We start from the raw sequence: 18,622 nt of genomic DNA, 5'->3' as shown, positions 1-18,622 counted from the left end.
AGCCACCGTGAAGCCACACACCTCTTCTCGCCTCACGCGTCGACGCTCCCGGGCAAGGCGCGGCGCCGCCACCGTCGAGTTCGCCCTGCTGGCGCCCCTGCTGGTGGTCCTGGTGCTCTGGTCCAACTACTTCTGGGACCTGCAGCGCGTGCGCCTCAAGGGCGCCGAGCTGGCGCGGTACGTCGCCTTCGAGCGCACCGTGAAGACCGACGTGGACGGCATCGCCGCGGAGGCCCAGGAGCGCTACAAGGACCTGGACGGCTCCACGAAGACGGGCTCGCTGGACTCCACCTTCGAGGGCCGCTTCACCGTGGCCGTGCGAGCCCGGAACGCGGATGCGCCGCTGACGTCGTCTTCCATGTCGGGCCGCTCGTCGGGCGGGCTGATGGCGGCCGCCAACACGGCCATGAGCGTGCTGGGCGGGACGGTGGACGCCGTCGCCCGGCAGATGGGCTTGGACTCGCGCCAGGGCGCCATCCAGACGGACGTCGAGCTCACCATCCGCAACGGCTTCATCCCGGAGACCCTCGCCCTGTACACGACGGGCTTCGGAAACGGCCGCCTGGACATGCGGATGACGGAGCGCTTCTACCTCTTCCATGACACGTGGCGCGCCTGGGGACCCGGCGACATGCCTGGGAGCAGCAGCTATCCGCGCGTCGAACAGCGCACCTATGACCGCGTGCGGCGCATTGCCTACGCGGGCGTCTCCGCCAACTCCGGCGGCGTCCTGGACTCCATTGGCGACGTGCTCCAGGTGCTGGGCCTGGACTTCCCCTTCAGCAATGACTACCTGCGCGATTCGGTCCGGATTCTCCGTGTGACGCAGCAGCCCACACCCCGGCTTCAACTGCCGACGCAGATGCGCACCGTCCCCGGCGACGTGCTGCAAGCGGCCTACTGGCGCAACGACACCCGCTGGTGCTTCGGCAACTGCGAGCCCAACGCCGTGCAGCAGAAGCGAGGCTTCTCCCAGAACGGCGGCTACGGGGACAACTGGCCCATGCGCGCCTACAACTGCCGGGGGCCGTACTTCCAGGGCGCCAGCAAGTCCGAGCTTCCCGAATCCGTCTACTCCGACGCGTACATCTTCAGTGTGAAGCGGGAGCAGTACCACCACTACGACGGGAACGCGTGTCAGTGAGCGCCACGCCACCGCCCGCGAGGAGAGCGCTGACGGACCAGACGGGCGCACTGCCGCGGCTGCTGGGATTGGGGGCGCTGATGCTGCTGGTGCTCACGGCCGCCACGCTGCGGGAGCCACCGCCCGAGCCGACTCCCGCCCCCCCTCCGGTGCCCGAGCATCCACCAGCGCCGCCGCCCCTGCCCGCACGCCCGCCTCCGCCGGAGCGCCAGTTGCTGAACGGGCTCTTCCCGGCGTTCCCCCGCACCACGCTCATTCCCATGGGCCGGATGGAAGCCAACGGCAACCCCATGGAGATGGGCTTCTTCGAAACCCAGAGTCCCCCGGGCGAAGTGCTGGAGTTCTACGCCCGGGAGTTCCGCCGCCGGGGCCGCCGCGTCACCCACCAGCCGGATGGCACGGGGGGCGGCGTGGTGAACTACTACGACGAAATCCGGGGCGCGCTCGTCTCCGTCACGGCCATCGGGATGGGCGGCATGCCGCCGCGCACCATGGTCTTCCCCTCGCTCGTCGACACGCCCCAGGGCATCCACCTCCACGGGAGCGCGCCGGACACGCTGCCCCGGCCTCCGGGCGCCATGACGGTGCTGCGTGTCGATGACCGGAGCGCGCGGGGCCCCGCCGCGAACAGCATGACGCTCACGGAGGTCGCGCACGGCACCCCCTCCATGCTGGCGGCCTTCTACCGCGAGGCCTTCACCGGGCGCGGCTATTCACCGGCCCCGGCGCGCACGGGCGCCAACGGCGTGGAGCTGCTGGCCTTCGAGCGGCAGGGCGAGCGGCTCTCGCTGTCGCTGTCTCCCGTCGCCAAGGACGGCCCGCCCGAATCCCTTGTCACCGTGGTCCAGGAGTGGACCACGCCTTCCACGGAGTCCTTCCCATGATTGGCTGGATGACGCGGACCTTGAAGTGGGTGCGGCGTCCGCGCACGCGAGGTCAAGCCCTGGCGGAGTTCTCACTGCTGCTGATGGCCCTGCTCGTCATCGGCGGTGGCATCGCCAGCTTCGCGCCGGACATGTTCGCGGCCTTCACCATCTACGTGCGCGGCTTCTACCTCGTGCTCGGATATCCACTGGGGTGAGCGCGCCGGCCGCCTCACTGCTCCGGGAGCCGGGGAATCGCAATGGGCACGGCGCTCAGCTCGGGCTGCGCGCCGGAGCCCGTCTTGCGCGCCACCCAGGACGCGGTGTCGTCGCGGATGGACTCGACGCCCGTCACCAGGACCTTCGTCGACAGGATGACGGACACACTCCGCTGCGCCTCCTGGCGGTAGACGCGCTGCCGGGCCTTGCCAGCGAAGGCGCCCTCGCGGATGTCCGTGGGCTTCTCCTCCGTCAATACGCCCCGCAGCTCGGGCTGGTCCATGTAGAGGTCCACGGGAAGGGAGATGGGCGGATGGGGCGGCACGGAGACGGCCAACCGCTCCACGACGGGCCGCGCGCCGCCCACCACCCAGGCCGCCATCAGCGCCCTCGGCGTCGTCTGGTAGTCCAGTTCGACCTGGTAGAGCGGCAGGCCATCCTCGCGCAGCGTCTCCCCCACCACCGACACTCGCACGGGGAAGCGCCCCTGCGCGGTGAGGTACTCGTACTCCACCCAGGTGCCCACCACGGGCTGGAAGCGGGCATGGAGCAGGGGCGGAGGCACCAGCGCCCGGGCTTCCTCGACGCGGGCCGGGGCCACGGTGATGGCCGCGGCCGGCGCCGGACTCGTCGGTGGGCGCGCGGCCTCCTGCCCCGCCGTGGACGTGGCAGGCGCTGGACGCACCTCTTCGGATGCATCCCCGGCAGTACCCGTGAGCAGGGATACGACAGACACCGCGGTCAGGAGGCGTCGCATGGGCCCCATGTTAGGGCAAATCAATGGCATTTCCAGACAGGCGTCTGAGCATTCGGAGCGGACATGACACGAGGGACATGGCACCTGGGGGCGCTGCTGCTCTGTCTTCTGGCCGCGCCGGCTTCCGCCCAGGACGGGATGCTGGGCCTGCCGCTCGTGCTGCGTGAGGGAGGCTGGGCCCGCTACGTGGGCCAGTCGTCGGAAGGGCCCTCCACCTTCGTGTTCAAGGTGGGCGCTTCGGACACGCACGAGGGCCAGCGCGCGCGGTGGCTCGTCCTGGAAGTCGACGTGCCCGCCACGGGACGGGTGGCGCTCGAGTTCCTCGTGAAGGGCGACGTCTTCTCCGCCGAGCAGGTGCTGCTGACGCGAGTGCGGATGCCAGGACAGGCGCCCCAGGACACCGCGGATGTCTTCTCCGGAGCCGCGCGCCCCGCGTCCTGGAAGCCGCGCGTCCTCCGGCAAGCCACGACGCGGATCGCCGGCCGCGAGCTTCCCGTGACGGAGTACTCCTTCCCCGCGGGGCTCACGGCCACGTGGTCCTCCGCCGTCCCCGGCGTGGGGCTGGTGCAGGTGTCCGGACCGGAGCCCTTCCAACTCGTCGCCTTCGGCGTGGGCGGAGACCCGTGGAAGGGTGTGGCCTCGGGCGCGAAGTGGCCGGTGCCTCCCGCGCCGAAGTGAGCCTCAGCGCCCTGGAGCGCGGTGCGCGAGCCCCGCCTGGAGCAATTGCCCTCGCGCCCGCTCGGCCTCGTCCGTGGGAAGACGGACCTCCAGCCGCAGGGTGTCTCCCCGTCCCGCCTGGAGCCAGGTGCGAGGCAACTCGCCGTCCTGCTTGCGCAAGCGGAACCACTCCAGCTCGGAGAAGCGCGTCCGCCGTCCCAGGTGGTCCACGAAGCCCTCGCGTCCGACGAACAACGAGGGCACCCACTGGAAGCCCAGCGCACTCAACCAGGTGGTCAATCCCAGACAGAAGGCGCCCAGCGCGGGCCGTGGCTCGGCGGACGTCAGGAGATGAAGCCCCAGCAGGCCCAGCACGCCCACCGCGACGAGCACCTGGAGATAGGTGCCGACCTCCGCGCGGGCGCGCAGCACCGTGAGCGGACGGGCAAACCACAGTGACACCAGGGCATGGCCCGACAGGAGCGCCAACCCGCCCGCGGCGACGGTGACGGCCAGGTCCACCTGTCCCCTCCGGCCGCCCAGTACCTGGGCCTCCAGGAGGAGCCATGGCACGCAGCCACCAAAGCCTGTCACTGCGATGAAATGAAAGGCGACGGAGGACGTTGGCATCGGCGTCCGCCCACTGTACGCGGGGCGACTGGGAATGGGCAGGCGGACAGGCGGGCCCTCTGCGCCTCTGCCGCACTGCCACCCTCCGGCCAGGGAGCGAGCAACTCCCACATGGCGGGTTCGAGGAAGGGACACCACCTTCCGCCAGCGGATATCACCTGAGAGGGATAGGCCGCGTGAGGAGCGTGACACCCCCATGTGGAGCCCATCTCCCCGTCGAGTCCGTCCCGCGCCGTGGCGCCTGCGTGGTGGGACGCGCGCACCCGCGCGTCCCCTGACGGCCCCGCCGGCGATGTCCCGTCCCCTGGACACACACGCACCGCCGCGCCCCTACCGGGGACGGCCGCATGGCGCGTCCTCCATGGCCTGTGGACTGTCGCTCGCCGCATTGGGCGGCGCCGGCATCCAGGTGCTGGGCCCTTCGTGTCTGGAGCGGCTGCGTCGGAGGAAGCGGGGGCACCACCGCTGGTGGCACCGCTCCCAGGAGCCGCTGATGGAGTCCATGGAGACGGCCCTGACCATGGCGCTGCTCGGCGTGTCCGTCCTGCCGCTGGTGGGTGACGACAGTCCACCGGAGTGGGCCGCCCGGCCCGGCGCGGTGCGCGACATCCGGGACGAGGCTCCGGACGACGACCTCGATTTCGAGTCTGCCTTCGCGTCCTACTAGCGCGCCTGTTAACACCGGGGCATGACGACCGCGCCCCGCCCCAATCCGCTGCTGTCGGACCGCGACGTGGACTTCCAGCTCTACGAGGTGCTGGATGCCACGTCGCTGTGTGCCCTGCCCGCGTTCGCGGAGCACTCCCGCGACACCTTCACCCTGCTGCTGGACAGCACGCGTCGCTTCGCGCGCGAGGTGCTCTACCCCACCTACCGCGACATGGACGCCCAGCCCCCGTCCTTCCGGGACGGGCGCGTCCACGTCCACCCGCTGATGCGCGAGCTGTACCCGCGCCTGGTGGAGCTGGGCCTGCTCACCGCCACACGCCCACCCGACGTCGGCGGGCAGCAACTGCCGCTCACCGTGCACGCGGTGTCCACCGCCTACCTCATGGCGGCCAACCTGAGCGTCTATGCCTGGCTGGGCCTGACGCTGGGCGCGGCGCACCTGCTGGAGGTGTTCGGCACGCCGGAGGTGAAGGCGGCCTTCATGGAACCGATGTACCGGGGCGAGTGGACGGGCACCATGGCCCTCACCGAGCCGCAGGCGGGCAGCAGCCTCGCGGACGTGCGGACCCGCGCGACGCCCGCGCCGGACGGCAGCTGGCGCATCCAGGGTTCGAAAATCTTCATCAGCGGCGCGGACCAGGACTTCAGCCAGAACGTGGTGCACCTGACGCTGGCGCGCATCGAAGGCGCGGAGGGTGGCACTCGGGGCATCTCCCTCTTCGCGGTGCCCTCGCGGCGGCCGGAGGGCGGCACGCTGGTGGACAACGACGTTCGCGTGGCGGGCGTCATCCACAAGATTGGCTGGAAGGGCATCCCCAGCCTCGCCCTCAACTACGGCGAGTCGGGTGATTGCCACGGCTGGCTGGTGGGGCCTGCCGGACGGGGCCTGGCGTGCATGTTCCAGATGATGAACGAGGCGCGCATCATGGTGGGCATGAACGGGGTGGCCACCGCGACGGTGGCGTACCACGAGGCCGTGGCCTACGCGCGAGAGCGCCCCCAGGGCCGTCCCACTGGCGTGCGCGACGCCACGCGGCCGCAGACGCCCATCATCGAACACGCGGATGTGCGGCGGATGCTGCTGCGGCAGAAGGCCATCGTCGAAGGGGGCCTGTCGTTGCTGCTCGCCGCGTCGTACCAGGCGGACCTCGCGGGACATGGCCAGGACGAAGCCACGCGCCAGCGCGCGGGCCTGCTGGTGGACCTGCTGACGCCAGTGGCGAAGTCGTTCCCCGCCGAGCGCGGCTTCGAGGCCAATGCGCTCGCGGTGCAGGTGCATGGGGGCTACGGCTACTCCAGCGAGTACCTTCCCGAGGCTTGGTTGAGAGACCAGAAGCTCAACAGCATCCACGAGGGCACCACCGGCATCCAGGGCCTGGATTTGCTGGGGCGCAAGGTGGTGGCCGGAGGCGGCGCGGCGCTCCAGTCCTTCGCGGAGGAAGTGGGCACCACGGTGGCGCGAGCACGCGCGGCGGGCGTGACGCCGGAGTGGGGCGAAGCGCTGGAACAGGCCCTCGCGGAGACCACCACCGTGGTGACGGAGCTGGGCGCCCGCGGCATGTCCGGCGAGGTGGAGTTGATGCTGCGCCACAGCGCGGACTTCCTGGAGCTGTTCAGCGTGCTCGCGGTGGCCTGGCGCTGGCTGGCCCAGGCCGCGGCGGCGAAGGAGGCGCTGGGGCGCGGCGCCCCGGGCGCCGACTTCTACGAGGGCAAGCTGGCCGCGGCGCAGTACTGGTTCGCGGTGGAGCTGCCCCGGGTGCCGCTGCTCGCCCGGCTCTGTCGGTCAGGCGAGGATTCCTACGCGCGCATGCGCCCGGAATGGTTCTGAGACGACGCCCCCGACGATTCTCCTGCATGAATCGTTGGAGCTCGTAAGATGTAAAGCGTGACTGTTTCTTTCCACCTGTGCCAGCCCGGTGGAGGCGCGTCGTGTGGTGCCTGCTGCGGCCTCTACAACTTCCGGGACCATTCCCGCCTGGCCGTGGCGGAGCAGCTCTCCATGCAGACGGAGCGGCTGCGCCGCGTGCCCTGGGAAGCCTCGGCGTGGCATGAAGCCGCCCGTGAGTTGCTGGCCGCCCGGCGCGCCGAGCCCATGTTCTCCGCCGTGCGGGTGTGTCCACTGCTGGGCTTCCTCGACAACGAGCGCAAGCAGGTGGGCTGCCTGGCCCACCCGCTGGTGACGGGCGGCACGGACCTGCGGGACTGCGGCGTGTACCGCTCATCCGTCTGTGAGACGTTCACCTGCCCCTCGTTCGGGTGGCTGACGGACGCCCAGGCGAGGCTGGTGCAGGTGGCCTGCGCGGACTGGTACCTGTACGGGCTGGTCATCACCGACGTGGAGTTCGTCCGCGGCTGCCTGCGGCTGTTGGAGTGGGAGCTGGCCGGGCCCGCGCGTCCGGAAGTGCTGATGGAGCAGCCGGAGGCGCTCGCCGCGATACGCCGGTTGTTCGCCCTGAAGGAGACGGCGCCGCGACGGGGCACGAATGCCACGGTGTTCGGCCGCTTCAACCGGGACGCCGACGGCGAGCCCGTGCCGCGCACCGTGGACTACGTGAAGCTGGGCGTGCGTACGGCGCCGGAGGACGACGTGGTGCTGTGCCTGGGCTATGCGCCGAAGGACGCCACGGAGCTGATGGGCGCGCGCGAACTGGTGCGCTCACACGTGAAGGCCGTGGCCCGCGCGCTGGCGGCGTGACGCGAAGGGGCTGCCCCTGATGGATTTCCAACGCATGGCTCCCACCGAGGGGCCGGCGCACACAGTTTGCATTGGAAGCCGCGAAACGGAACGAGTGGGAACTCGAGGGGCACAGTATGGGAAGAGGATGGGCGTGGGTGGGGATGCTGGGACTCTTCGCGTTGACGACGGGTTGCCGTGAGCGGGAGCCTCGGGCGGCGGTTGTCACGCCCAGCGGCGTGGAAGCGGACATGACGGCCAGGGCCATTGCACGCGAGCCCGCGATGGCGGTGAACAGCTCGACAGAGCCCGCGGCGCTCCAGCCCGCGATGGCGGTACAGGAACGGGCGCCCCGGATGAACACCCCGGCGCGAGCGCCCACGGCCCTGAGCGACACGTCCGTGGCTCCGCTGGAGGGCGCTCCCGTGCGCGCCCCGGCTCCGGTGGCGGAGTCCTCCGCGCCGCGGACGCAGCAGCAGGCGACCGCGAGCCGGGTGATGATTGGCTCCGAGGCGGTCCAGGCCCGGGAGGATGAGGACTGGTACCTGGGCGCGGCGCGCGCGGCGCAGGACGCGACGGTGGAGACGGGCCAGGGCGGCTCGGGGAATGCGCCCCTGGAGGACGTCATCATCGCCTCCAGCTCCGTGAACGGGCGTGTCACGCAGGTGAAGCAGAACACCATCACCGTGAAGGACCTGGAGGGCGGCGTCTACGAGCTGGAGTTGGACCCGCGCAGCCGTGGCCTGCGGCAGGGGCGGAAGGTGCCGCTGCGTCAGCTGCGGGAAGGCACGCCGGTGCGTGCGCAGTTCGTCCTCATGGGTGGCCGCGCCGTCGCGCGCGACGTGCAGATCCACCGCTGAGACGAGCCCGCGCCGTGGTAGGGCCTGCCAACAGGGAGGCCCTGCCCGGCGTCATCACCGCCTGAAGCCTGTCCGCTCGTCCGCACACCGGGCAAGCGCAAGGGCTCATGGCTTTCGCCAGCGCCACGCGCCTCCTGAGATATTGGGGCCCAAGCCTCGGAGGCGAGCGCATGCAGGAGCCCATTCCACCGCGGTCCCACACCTCCGGCTGGCGCCGTGCGTGGCGCGGCCTGTGGGTGACACTCGCGGCGCGGCACACCTGGACACAGGCCTGCCGCCGCACGGTCCTCAGCGCACACGCGACGAATGACGCGCGTCAGCACCTGGCCATGGCCGCCCACCGAAGGGGCGCCCGGCTGGGGATGCTGCTGGCACTGGGCACGATGACCGCATGTGCGACCCGCGGAGCGGGCACGGCCCAACCGTCCATTCCACCGCCGCCCCGACTCTCCGCGTCGCAGGTGGCGAAGCTGATGCCGCCGCGTCTCCAGGACCGCGAGGACTGGGCCCGCGACGTGCTGGCCGCGCTGGAGGTGGAGGAGATTGCCCCGTCACCGCCCGCGGTCTGCTCCGTGCTGGCCGTCATCGAACAAGAGTCTGGCTACAAGGTCGACCCAGCCGTCCCAGGGCTCCCGAAGATGGTCCGCGCGCGCCTGGAGGAGCACGCGGACAAGCTGGGCCCCTTGGGCCGCAAGGTCCTGGCGTCGGTGCTGGAAGGCCGCGCGAAGGGCAGCAAGAAGACCTTCGACGAGCGGCTGCGCGCGCTGCGCACCGAGCGCGACCTGGACCGGCTCTTCCGCGACATGCTCGCGTACTACGAGAACGAATACCCAAGCACCTTCAAGGTCGTGGACTTCGCCAGCGGCCTCTTCGCCTCGGGGAACCTGAGCGAGTTCAACCCCGTCACCACCGCCGGCTCCATGCAGGTGAGCGTGCGCTACGCGATGCAGAAGGCGGGCGAGGACGCGGACCCGGCCGAGGTGCGCGAGTCGATGTACACCCGCGCGGGCGGCGTGCGTTACGGCACCGCGCGGCTCCTGGGTTACGAGGCCGCATACCCAGAGCCCCTCTTCCGCTTCGCGGACTACAACGCGGGCGTCTATGCCTCACGCAACGCCGCGCTCCAGTCGCAGGTGAGCCGTCTCACCGGCCATCCCCTGGCGCCCGACGGAGACCTCCAGCTCTATGACAAGCAGGGGCAGCCGCGCAGCGAGGACAGCAAGTCGCTGCTGGCGCTGCTCGCCTTCCGTCAACGCTTTACCCCGGAGGAGCTCAGCGAGCGGCAGGTGCGCCGTGACGTGCGCAAGGAGAAGGAGCCGGACTTCGAATCCACCGACACGTTCCGCGCGGTGAAGCGGCTCTACCAGCGGGAGACGGGCGAATCGCCGTCCTACGCCCAGCTTCCCCGGGTGACACTCCAGAGCCCGAAGCTGAAGCGAGAACTGACCACCGCGTGGTTCGCGCGCTCGGTGGACCAGCGCTTCCAGAAGTGCATGACCCGCTACCGCGCGCTGACGGCGAAGTAGCGGGCCCCGGGTTCAGCGACCACGCCTCACGGCGTGGTGAAGAACGAGCTGAGAGTGTCCGCGCGCGCCTGGGGCAACCGGTCCACGGTGCTGAACGGGAAGCGCTCCAGCTCGTAGTACGGAGCATCCACGGCCGAGACACGCAGGTAGTAGATGCCATCTGGCGCCAGCGTTCCGGGCGGCAGCCGCACCTGGGTGATCGAGCCGGGCACACTCACGCTGCCATGCAGCACGCTGGTACGGACGTCCTCCCGGAACCGGTAGATGGCAACCCGGTAGGCGGCGGGTGACCCCACCATGGGAGGCAGCCACGCGATGACGGGACTCGCGGAACCCACCTCACGGGAATCACTGGCGGGCAGACCGTCAATGGTCAGCTCACGAGGCGGAGACACGCGCGGCAGGATGGGTCCTGCGACGAGGCTATCCAGTCGCTCATAGGTATACATGTTGCCGGACAGGTAGACCCACAGCCCGGAGCCCCCCGGCACCTCCGCTTGGACGCGGAATGAGTACTGCGCTCCGCCCACCATCTCCCACGAGGATGGGAACGGGTTGCCATACGACAAGCGCCGGGTGAAGTTGAACGAAGTGCCCCGCGGAAACGTCAGGGAGAGCGCCTCCCCCGAGTACCCCACCCAGCCGTCGCTCAGGCCGTGGGCCGCGGGCATGACGAAGAAGGAGGGGTAGCTGGCCGTGGCGAGCGGGTGCACCGCGTGCACGTACCGGGTGAAGTCCGGCAGGCGCCACTCGATGGGGAACTCCGTCATCGGCACGGGGCGCATGACGCCCGTCAGCGGCATGGGGGTGATACCATCCGGGACGAAGTCGAACGCCCCCATCTCCACGCTGCGCACCAGGGCCGAATACGCCAGCGGGGTCCCGTCCGGCAGCGTCCCCGCGTCGAGCTGGCCGTGCTGGCTCACGTACAGCCGGTCTCCCCGGCCAGCCTCGAAGACAGGCAGCGAATAGCCGCTGCTCACCCACATCTCCGCGTTGTTGCTGAGCAGGTGCGTCTGTCCTTCAAGCACCTCGTCGAAGACATTCACGCCGCCATAGAGGTCCACCTGTGCGGACGCGACCTGCAGGCTCGAGCCCGGCTGCGTCACGCCTCCGTATGGCACCCATGGCGCCAGGTTGGCGAGGTTCACCTGGACGGGCGACCCATACAAATCACTGAAGACCGTATCGGGACGGCCCAGCCGGTTGCTGCCAATGTCCACCGCGCGCGCGGACGTGACGACGAAGCTGTTGCCCGTTCGCAGGTAGTACGCACCGGACGGGATGCCCGTGAAGCGCCAACCTTCCGGAGACGCCGAGCCCGACACGACGCTGAACGTGTTCCCGGAGGGAACGTAGATTTCAGGAGGATTCGCGGAGAGGTCTTCCTGGCGCTCCGCGACCCCCACCGCCGTGTGGAAGCGCGTGGTCCGCGTCACCAACACCACGTCGTCGGAATCACCGGGCTCACTGACATCGGACCGCGGCTCGTCCGTGCCCGTTCCGTCGCCCGAGGGACGGTCCGTACTCACGGGCGACTGTCCGTCGCCGAAGTCCGAAGCGGAACCCGGATCGCCACCCGCACAGCCAAGCCATGCCGCACAGGTGGGCACCAGCAGCAGCGACCAGTGACGCAAACGCATATGACCCCCATGGAGGATGAAGCGCCGAGCACCCTACCGAGGGCCTCTGACATCTCCTGCTGGGCGGCCAGACAGGCTGCGTCGGGGACGGAGGATTCCGCCCCGAAGGCATCGCCGGCCCGACAACCTCCAGGTCCGGCGATGCGCGGCGAGTCTCAGCGCTTCGCGGGCGGCGCGAAGTGCTTGTCGGAAATCTTCATCTCCGTGACGGTGCCGTACTTGCGAGCCGCCTCCCGGATGTCCGACGCCTTGCCGATGAGGACGAAGGTGAGGTCCTCCGGCGCGGGAAGCTTGCGCTGGATGATGCCGTGCACCCCCTCGCGCGTCGTGGCGGAGACGGCGTTGGCGAAGCCGTCCACGTCGCTGGAATCCAGGCCGTAGAAGGCCAGCTCCGACAGCTTGCCCGCCACCTGCGTCCCGGTCTCCAGCGTGGGCGGGAACTGCCCCAGCACATACGACTTCGCGGAGGCGAGCATGGCGTCATCCATGCCGGCCTTCCGGTAGCCGGAGAGCGTTTCCAGCGCCAGGTCGATGGCGCGGCCGGTGGACTCCGTCTTCGTGTACGAGGCGATGATGACGGGCCCCGGACGCGTGTGGCGGATGAACACGGAGTTGGCGCCGTAGCTGAGGCCGGACTTCACGCGCAGCTCCGTGTTGAGCAACGAGGTGAAGCGTCCACCGAACACCGTCTCCGCGACCCGCACCGAGGCCCGGTCCGGGTCATCGCGGGAGATACCGGTGTTGCCAATCCAGAAGTACGTCTGGGTGGCGTCCGGCTTGTCCACCAGCAGCACGCGCCGGCCCTTGGAGGCGGCGGTGGCGGGCACGGTGGGCGCGGACGTGGCGGCGCGCGCCCAGCCGCCGAGCGAGGACTCCAGCTTCTTCGCGAGCGCCTTCGCGTCGAAGTCACCCACCACGGACAGGATGAGCCGGTCCGCGCCCAGGTGGTTCTTCGCGTACGCGAGCACGTCCTCGCGGGACAGGCCGGGCAGTGACGCCTCGCTGCCGTTGACAGGCGTGCCATACGGGTGCCCGGCGAAGTGGAAGGCCTGGAAGTACGCACCAATCAGCATGCGCGGGTCGCCATCCTTCGCGGCGGCAATCTCAGAGGCCTTGCGCGCGCGGACCTTCTCCAGCTCCTCCGCGTCGAAGCGCGGGCGCGTGAGCATGTCGGTGAGCAGCTCCACCATCAGCCCGGTGTCGCGCGACATGAACTGGCCGCTGATGACCAGGGCCTCCAGGTTGGCGGCCACCTGAATCTCGCCACCCACGCCGTCCACGGCCTCGGCGAACTGGCGCGCGTCACGGCCGCCGGCGCCCTTCTGCAACAGCTCGCCGGTGAGCGCGGCCAGGCCCTCCTTGCCAGCGGGGTCGCCCAGGGCGCCGCCGCGCACCCACGCGCTGAACGAGACGAGCGGCAGCTCCTTGCGCTCCACGAGCAGGAGCTGCGCGCCGTTCTTCAGCGTGACGGTGGTGGCCTTGGGGAGCGTCACGCCCTGCTGCGCCGGAGCCGCCGTGGCGGTCTTCGGAGCAGCGGCGGAGCCCTGGGCCGCGGCGGGGACGGAGGACAGCAGCAGCGTGGTGAACGCGGCCTTCCAGGAGAGGGGGGCGCTCATCGCGAGGCCTCCTTGCGGGAGTCGGGGGTGGCGGCCTGCGCGTCGGCGGGCACGAGCCAGCCAACGGTGCGGCGCTGGGAGTTGAAGATGCGCGCGGCGACCTTGCGGACGTCGTCACGCGTCACGCGCTCATAGCGGTCGGGCGCGTCGAAGAGCTGGCGGTAGTCACCGCGGAACGTCTCCGCGGCGCCCAAGGCGCGGCCTCGGCCGTTGTTGGTCTCCAGGCTGCGCCAGAACTGGGACAGGGTGATGTTGCGCGCCTTCTTGAGCTCGGCGTCGCTGACGCCGTCCTTGACGACGCGGGCCAGCTCCTCGGTGAGCAGTCCTTCCACCTTGGCGACGTCAGCACCGGGCGGCAGGTCCGCGTAGACCCAGACGAGCGATGGGTCGAAGCCCGGGCTGAAGTGGGTGTTGACGCGGAGGGCGGCGCGCGCCTCCTCGACGAGGCGGCGGTGCAGCCGCGAGGAGTCGCCGTTGGTGAGGATGCTCAGGAGCAGCGTGAGCGCCTCCACGTCCGCGTCCTTGCCGGAGATGCCGTGGTAGGCCAGCTGGATGAGCGGGGCCTGGGCCTGCTTCTTCACGACGATGCGGCGCTCTCCCTGCTGCTCGGGCTCCTTGGTGCGGACGGGCTCCGGCGCGGGCTGGGAGGGGATGGGCTCCAGGTACTTCTCCGCGAGCGCGAAGATTTCGGCGGGCGTCACGGCGCCAGTGAAGATGAGCGTGGCGTTGTTGGGCGCGTAGTACGTCTTGTAGTAGCGCTGGAGGTCCTCGATGCGCCACGACTCGATGTCGGACGGCCACCCGATGACGGGGAACTGGTACGGGTGCGCCACGAAGGCGGTGGCCTGCACCTGCTCCATCAGGGCGCCCATGTTGTCGTTGTCGATGGCGGAGCGGCGCTCCGAGTACACGACGCCGCGCTCGGACTCGGTGACCTTGGGATCGATGGCCAGGTGCTGGAGCCGGTCGGCCTCGAGGTCGAAGATGACGTCGAGCGCGGAGCGCGGGAACCAGTCCATGTAGACGGTGACGTCCTCGGAGGTGAAGGCGTTGTTGGCGCCGCCGTTGGCCTCCATGACGCGGTCGAACTCACCGGGGCCGTACTTCTTCGCGCCGTTGAACATCATGTGCTCGAAGAAGTGGGACAAGCCGGTAATGCCGGGGTACTCGTTCCGGCTGCCGACGCGGAACCAGTTGTAGAGGACGACATTGGGAATGTCGTGGTCGGGCCAGACGATGACCTTGAGCCCGTTCTTGAGGGTGCGGGATTCGATGCCGGCGCCGAGCTTGGGCGCGGCGGACACGGCGGCCTTCGCCACCGGCTTGGCCTGCGTCTGCGCACAGGCCACGGGGCCGGAGAGCAGGGCCAGACACGAGGTCCAGAGTAACGACTGACGGAACATCCGTGCTCCTGTCGGAAGAACGCCCAGGAACGGGCGGCGGCGCACGATATTCCAGTTGCCACCCTCCTGGGTTGACCAGGAGGGCCGTGGGGATGACGGACGCCTCAGGCGCCGAGCACGCCGCGAAGCACTTCCTGGAAGTAGTTGATGCTGCCCGTGTGTGTCTGGAAGTGCCTGGCGGACTGGTGGAGGCGCTGGATGACGGCCTCGAACTCCGCCTGGCTGACGTCGCGAAGGGACATGTAGAGGCGGACGGCGCCCTGGAGGTGCGAGAAGAGCGGGTTGCGGTCGGTGCCGTCGGGGCGGCGCAGGAGGTGGCGGTAGAGCCGCTCGAATTCCTGGTCCGTCTCGGTGTTGCGCACGGCGCGGCAGTAGCCGGCGGCGGTGGCCTCGATGAGGAGGAAGAAGGGCTGATACTCCGGCGGCGGCGCCTTGGCGAAGCTGGGGGGCTTCACGTCGCCCACGAAGAGCTGGGAGATGGGCTTGAGCGTCACATGGGCCAGCTGCTCGCCCGCGCGAATCTGGACGCGCTCCCCCACCGGACGCACGTGCTTGCCGCCCGCGTCCCACTCCACCGCCACGTACAGGCGCTCGGGCTGGTCCACCTTCACGCCCGCCTTCTCGAGCTCCGCCACTGCGTTCGCGTCCATCGTGTTTCGTTCCTCCGACAACCTGTCCGTACCAGGGGCCTCCCCGGACCGCCATGCGGTACCACGCAGCGCGTCGGGTGCTGGACTTGGATACGGGTATCACACTCTGGGGCAAACCCGTCCGCCTGATGAGCGCCCTACGGCCATTGGGGAGCAAGCAGGGGGCCATCCTGGCGGGGGAAGTCCCCCGAGCTCCACCCGCCAAGAGCTCACGGGTGTGTGAAACGCGCCAAGCGTGCCGGATTCCCCCACAGACGGTACGCTCGCCCGGCATGGCCAGCCCGGAAGCCAGCGTCGTTCACTCCTTGAAACAGCATCTGCTCGAGCATGGGCTCCGCGGCGCGCGCGTCAGCCGAATCCTCGTGGACGCCGACCCGAGCTACCTGCGCAGCCCTTTCAAGCACAAGCTCGAGCCCATGACCCGGCTCTCGCTCGACGACGCGCGGCCGGACATGATCTGCAATCTTGAGACGGCAGGCGGAAAGCTCATCGCCGGAATCGAGGTGAAAGCCTCAGGTGGAGACTGGGTCAAAGGCCTGGGACAAGCTCATCGGTATCGCGTTGGCGTCCACCATGCGTGGCTCGCGGTCCCTGACCAGGATGGCGACGTCACACGCGCGGCCTCCCAGATGGCCCGAGACAACGGCGTAGGGCTGCTCGTGCTCAACGAGAGGCGCTGGAGCGAAGCCCTTCTTCCCACCGACCCCCGTCCGCTTCCACAAGTCGTCAGCTATGCCGCGGCAATGCTGGAGGGCGCCCCAGTCGCGCGCAGCCTGCAACTCAACCACCCACTCAACTATCTGGCGGTGGCATTCATCTCGGACCGGAAGAGCACATCTCTCTCGCTCTCGGACGCCATCACTCAGCTCTGGCGCGACCTCTCCTCGGCGGACTCACGGCGACTCGCCATCGCGGGTGCGATGACACTCGGGCTCATTGACATGAATGGCGAGCCGACCGTGGAGGGCAGGACGGTGGCCGATCTTCTCGAGGCCCTCCGCTTCACCCCAACTCGCGCATACGACAAGCGGAATCGGCTGGCGGACGTGGACGCGGGGCTCGCCGCCGTCGCACGTTTCGTCCTGCTGCGACAACCCGCGGTGCGGTTGGTTCACCGAGCACTGTCGGAAAGAGGCGGGGCCCTGGAGCTTCCGAAGCTGGCCTTCGAGGCTTCCCAGTTGGATTCGGCGCTCGCGGGAGCGCTCTTCCTCGCAGACCCTTCAGGCGACATAGCGCCCCACCTTCCCGACGCAGCCTACAACCCGTCCACGGTGTTCAAGCTGAAGCAGAACCTCTGGCACGCGGGGCTCCTCTCGACGAAGGCGCATGTTTCCGCGGGGAAACGCGCAACGATCTACCAAGCAGACAAGGATGTCTGGACGCTGGAGCCGAAGGTGCCTCTTCGAACCCCAACGAAACAATCGTGATTCACGAGCCCGAACGACTGCTCACCGGTCCCCAAGCAATTCGTGCGAGGAGGAGGGACACTATTGGATGTCGACTCGGCAAATCCCGACTTTGCAGCCCAGATCCTGGAGCCGCTCTGCTGCATTCGAAAGGTTGAGCTGACTGAAGAACGGCAGTGACAGTGGCCACTTCGCTCCCCGCTTCGGCGCGCCTGCAATCACGGCAAAGATGACCTCACAGGTTTCCGCAGAAGGCCTCTTGGCAGGGTCGCCCAGCCGCCTCACCAGATTCGGACGACCTTGCTTGCTCACGACCTGCTTGAGCCCCTTACGGAAGGCCATGTCCCCCAGGAACGCCTGGGCCGAAACGACACCCTGAGCGAAGAGGTGACTCAAGGTGGATGAGCGTGTCTTCCGCTTGACGTGGATGAACTGGAGATTCGGGCCTTCCTCCGTCAAGAGGTCACATGGCTCGATGGAAGTGTGGGCCCTCTCACACCGAACGAGTTCCTCATCCAAGAGTGCGAAGGCTTTCGAGCCTCGGTGAGCCTTACGATTGTAGGCGCCCTCCACCTGGTTGGCTTCAGCCAAAGGAAGCCTCGGCATATCGCGAGCGAGCGTAGCAACCCGGTTCTTGATAGCACCGACAAAGTCCTTCTCGATTCGGAACCACTGACCGCCAGAGAGCACGTAGAGCGCGTCCTTTTCGTCCAGCTCAAGGACGAGGCAGTCGTAGACGGCCCAACGCTCACGTTCGCGGCCATGCTCGTCCACGACGACACGAATCTTATATCGCTTCTTCAGGTCCTCAATCGCGAAGGCGAGTTCTTCCGGCTCCGTCTGCTCGAACCTGGCAATGGCATCGAGACACTCCGCCAGGTCCATGTCGGAATGGATGTCTTTTCGTTCACCGGGGTATTGAAAACCAGGCACCTCGTTCCACTCCAGCATGTCGGGTGGTGCGAGGTGCGCATTGTCAAAACTCCGCTCACTCAGCATCTTGAGCACTTTGGCATCGAGCTTGTCCACGAGCGAGGTGTCACGAATCGCCTTGATGTTGTCGACCCAGGCAAATTCCTTCTTGTACTCGTCGCTGTGAAATTCCTTCAGGAGGCGAGTGCATTTCTCCTCGAGCTCCGAGAAGCGGACTGGCCCATTGATGACCAGGGCATCCTTTCCTGTGAACCGTTTGGCCAGTGTGGCGTCCCTGGGCTCCCCCGTAAAGGCCCGGAGCATGTCTCGCGAGACATCCACGTTGAACGTAGTCAAGGGCGACGCCCTGCTCACCTGAAGGCGCGTGTGAACGGTCAGTTCCTCAAACGTGCGCAGGTCCAGGCTCCGCAGCTTCGATGCGTCTGCGGTGTTCAGCGTCACCTTCAGCCCGAAATCCAGCTCGAACGACTCCGGCCTCAACAGGTGCCGCCCGTGGCCGAGCGTCAGTGCGAACAGCCGCGTGTCCGCATGGATGAACAGTACCCCCAGTGGCGCACTGCTCGTCAGCGAGGGCAGGTCGGAGAACCCCTCCTGGAGAAACTCAATCCATCTCGGGGAGTTCGGAGTGGTCGCCGACAGGAACAGCCCTCCGCGCATCCGAAGCCCAGGAGCCCAAGGGTGCTCCTGCACTTCGTTCGGCGCCTTCAGCGCATCCACCGGAGATTTCACATCATCCCGAAGCAGCAAGAGCGTCAGGTTGCGTGTCCGCGCCTTCTCTGGGGAAAGACGCTTCTTCGTCTTCATCGTCGCTGTCTTCAACGAGGGCCTCCCACGCCGCGCCAGTTGTCTCGGCGCGTCCACAAAACGTACGAGGGACAGACCGCAGTGGACATACCTCTCAGGTGGTAGTCCCCCTCCAGCGAGCCAACCGATGCACGCGCAAGGCCTTGGCATCGACGCACACGCGGCCCT

Annotated in this window: 17 protein-coding genes; 10 read left to right on the top strand and 7 right to left on the bottom strand. The window is 68.7% G+C overall.

Going from position 1 to position 18,622, the window contains the following annotated elements; translation table 11 throughout:
- The first annotated feature begins 7 nt into the window (after positions 1–7).
- The 3 genes from OZ403_RS04100 to OZ403_RS04090 are packed head-to-tail and all read left to right on the top strand — an operon-like array spanning position 8 to position 2,225.
- On the top strand, positions 8–1,144 hold the full coding sequence (locus OZ403_RS04100; protein WP_140787460.1) for a TadE/TadG family type IV pilus assembly protein: 1,137 nt from the start codon (positions 8–10) through the stop codon (positions 1,142–1,144).
- Positions 1,141–2,028 (top strand): hypothetical protein, encoded by an 888-nt coding sequence (locus tag OZ403_RS04095; protein ID WP_237080999.1) that lies wholly within the window; start codon positions 1,141–1,143, stop codon positions 2,026–2,028. Before OZ403_RS04100 ends, OZ403_RS04095 begins: the two co-directional genes overlap by 4 nt.
- Positions 2,025–2,225 carry a hypothetical protein gene (locus OZ403_RS04090; RefSeq protein WP_140787458.1) on the top strand — a complete coding sequence of 67 codons (201 nt, stop codon included), beginning with the start codon at positions 2,025–2,027 and terminating at the stop codon, positions 2,223–2,225. Before OZ403_RS04095 ends, OZ403_RS04090 begins: the two co-directional genes overlap by 4 nt.
- A 14-nt stretch (positions 2,226–2,239) precedes the next feature.
- Here the strand turns inward: OZ403_RS04090 and OZ403_RS04085 are convergent, their stop codons facing one another.
- On the bottom strand, positions 2,240–2,983 hold the full coding sequence (locus tag OZ403_RS04085) for a hypothetical protein (RefSeq protein ID WP_268783518.1): 744 nt from the start codon (positions 2,981–2,983) through the stop codon (positions 2,240–2,242).
- A gap of 63 nt (positions 2,984–3,046) precedes the next feature.
- Between OZ403_RS04085 and OZ403_RS04080 the strand changes: the two genes are divergently transcribed.
- Positions 3,047–3,661, top strand: coding sequence for a hypothetical protein (locus OZ403_RS04080; RefSeq protein ID WP_140787456.1), 615 nt, complete (start codon positions 3,047–3,049; stop codon positions 3,659–3,661).
- Between the two features lie 3 nt (positions 3,662–3,664).
- Here the strand turns inward: OZ403_RS04080 and OZ403_RS04075 are convergent, their stop codons facing one another.
- Positions 3,665–4,213 (bottom strand): hypothetical protein, encoded by a 549-nt coding sequence (locus tag OZ403_RS04075; RefSeq protein WP_268783517.1) that lies wholly within the window; start codon positions 4,211–4,213, stop codon positions 3,665–3,667.
- A 349-nt stretch (positions 4,214–4,562) separates the two neighbouring features.
- On the opposite strand from OZ403_RS04075, the gene OZ403_RS04070 reads away from it, so the two are divergent.
- From OZ403_RS04070 to OZ403_RS04050, 5 genes are all read left to right on the top strand, one after another.
- Positions 4,563–4,937 (top strand): hypothetical protein, encoded by a 375-nt coding sequence (locus OZ403_RS04070; RefSeq protein ID WP_237080998.1) that lies wholly within the window; start codon positions 4,563–4,565, stop codon positions 4,935–4,937.
- Positions 4,938–4,958: 21 nt separating this feature from the next.
- The gene (locus tag OZ403_RS04065; RefSeq protein ID WP_268783515.1) at positions 4,959–6,767 is read left to right on the top strand and encodes an acyl-CoA dehydrogenase; all 1,809 of its coding nucleotides are present in this window, start codon (positions 4,959–4,961) and stop codon (positions 6,765–6,767) included.
- 57 nt (positions 6,768–6,824) lie between these two features.
- Positions 6,825–7,634 (top strand): hypothetical protein, encoded by an 810-nt coding sequence (locus OZ403_RS04060; RefSeq protein WP_140787450.1) that lies wholly within the window; start codon positions 6,825–6,827, stop codon positions 7,632–7,634.
- A 143-nt stretch (positions 7,635–7,777) separates the two neighbouring features.
- Entirely contained in the window at positions 7,778–8,473 is a 696-nt protein-coding gene (locus OZ403_RS04055; protein ID WP_237078033.1) for a hypothetical protein, read from the top strand.
- 170 nt (positions 8,474–8,643) lie between these two features.
- Entirely contained in the window at positions 8,644–9,999 is a 1,356-nt protein-coding gene (locus OZ403_RS04050) for a DUF1615 family protein (protein WP_268783513.1), read from the top strand.
- Positions 10,000–10,025: 26 nt separating this feature from the next.
- Here the strand turns inward: OZ403_RS04050 and OZ403_RS04045 are convergent, their stop codons facing one another.
- The 4 genes from OZ403_RS04045 to OZ403_RS04030 all read right to left on the bottom strand — a co-directional run bounded on the left by OZ403_RS04045 (position 10,026) and on the right by OZ403_RS04030 (position 15,311).
- A complete protein-coding gene (locus OZ403_RS04045; RefSeq protein ID WP_268783512.1) occupies positions 10,026–11,642 on the bottom strand; it encodes a hypothetical protein in 1,617 nt (538 codons plus the stop codon).
- A 155-nt stretch (positions 11,643–11,797) separates the two neighbouring features.
- On the bottom strand, positions 11,798–13,258 hold the full coding sequence (locus OZ403_RS04040; protein WP_268783511.1) for a M16 family metallopeptidase: 1,461 nt from the start codon (positions 13,256–13,258) through the stop codon (positions 11,798–11,800).
- The gene (locus OZ403_RS04035) at positions 13,255–14,661 is read right to left on the bottom strand and encodes a M16 family metallopeptidase (RefSeq protein WP_174259980.1); all 1,407 of its coding nucleotides are present in this window, start codon (positions 14,659–14,661) and stop codon (positions 13,255–13,257) included. Before OZ403_RS04035 ends, OZ403_RS04040 begins: the two co-directional genes overlap by 4 nt.
- 104 nt (positions 14,662–14,765) lie before the next feature.
- A complete protein-coding gene (locus OZ403_RS04030; protein ID WP_140873210.1) occupies positions 14,766–15,311 on the bottom strand; it encodes a hypothetical protein in 546 nt (181 codons plus the stop codon).
- Between the two features lie 272 nt (positions 15,312–15,583).
- Between OZ403_RS04030 and OZ403_RS04025 the strand changes: the two genes are divergently transcribed.
- Positions 15,584–16,738 carry a hypothetical protein gene (locus OZ403_RS04025; protein ID WP_140873209.1) on the top strand — a complete coding sequence of 385 codons (1,155 nt, stop codon included), beginning with the start codon at positions 15,584–15,586 and terminating at the stop codon, positions 16,736–16,738.
- 60 nt (positions 16,739–16,798) lie between these two features.
- On the opposite strand, the gene OZ403_RS04020 is transcribed toward OZ403_RS04025, so the two are convergent.
- Positions 16,799–18,454: a DUF6119 family protein gene (locus tag OZ403_RS04020; RefSeq protein ID WP_140873208.1), complete on the bottom strand. Its 1,656-nt coding sequence runs from the start codon at positions 18,452–18,454 to the stop codon at positions 16,799–16,801.
- Between the last annotated feature and the right edge of the window lie 168 nt (positions 18,455–18,622).

Source organism: Myxococcus sp. NMCA1 (assembly GCF_026810205.1).
In the GTDB taxonomy this organism is placed as follows: Bacteria; Myxococcota; Myxococcia; order Myxococcales; family Myxococcaceae; genus Myxococcus; species Myxococcus xanthus_A.
The sequence above is the reverse complement of the archived record's forward strand: the minus strand, read 5'-3'. Positions and strand labels throughout refer to the sequence as shown.